The sequence below is a fragment of the Pseudonocardia sulfidoxydans NBRC 16205 genome, assembly GCF_007989085.1.
Taxonomy (GTDB): domain Bacteria; phylum Actinomycetota; class Actinomycetes; order Mycobacteriales; family Pseudonocardiaceae; genus Pseudonocardia; species Pseudonocardia sulfidoxydans.
Genome location: NZ_BJVJ01000203.1, coordinates 1 through 593 on the forward strand (window position 1 = coordinate 1; position 593 = coordinate 593).

Here is a 593-nt window from a genome sequence, read left to right on the forward strand (position 1 = left end):
CCTGCGGCCCGCCGGCTCACCCCCGACATCTGGGCCGCGGCCGAGGCCCAGGTCGCCGCGAAGGCCGGCGACTACAGCCCCGCGGACCTCCACGCCTGGGCCACCGTCCTGGTCGAAACCCTGGACCAGGACGGCGCCGAACCCGACGACCGCCCACCCGTCCCGGTCAACGAACTGTTCCTCACCCGCAACCCCGACGGCGCGGGCGGCCGGATCAAGGGCCGCTTCGACGACCCCACGATGTTCGACGCGATCGCGACGGTCGTCGACGCCCACTCCGCACCGCTGACCGCCGACGACGACCGCTCGATGGGCGAGCGGCAGGCCGACGCCCTCGCCGACGCGTGCGCCTACGTGCTCGACCACGGCGACGTCCCCGACCGTGGCGGCGAACGCCCCCACCTGAGCGTCACCGTCCGCCTCGACGACCTGCAGAACCGCGCCCGCGCCGGCTGCCTCGACCTCGGCGGCCCGTTGTCGCCCGAACAGCTACGTCTGCTCTGCTGCGACGCCCGCGTCGTGCCCGTCGTCCTGGGCGGGGCCGGGCAGCCCCTCGACGTCGGCCGCGCCCGCCGCGTCATCCCCGACGGGCT

The 593-nt window shown here is 75.7% G+C and carries 1 protein-coding gene; it reads left to right on the forward strand.

Going from position 1 to position 593, the window contains the following annotated elements; translation table 11 throughout:
- A partial coding sequence (locus PSU4_RS31030) for a DUF222 domain-containing protein (RefSeq protein ID WP_147116253.1) occupies positions 1–593 on the forward strand: 593 nt, incomplete at both ends.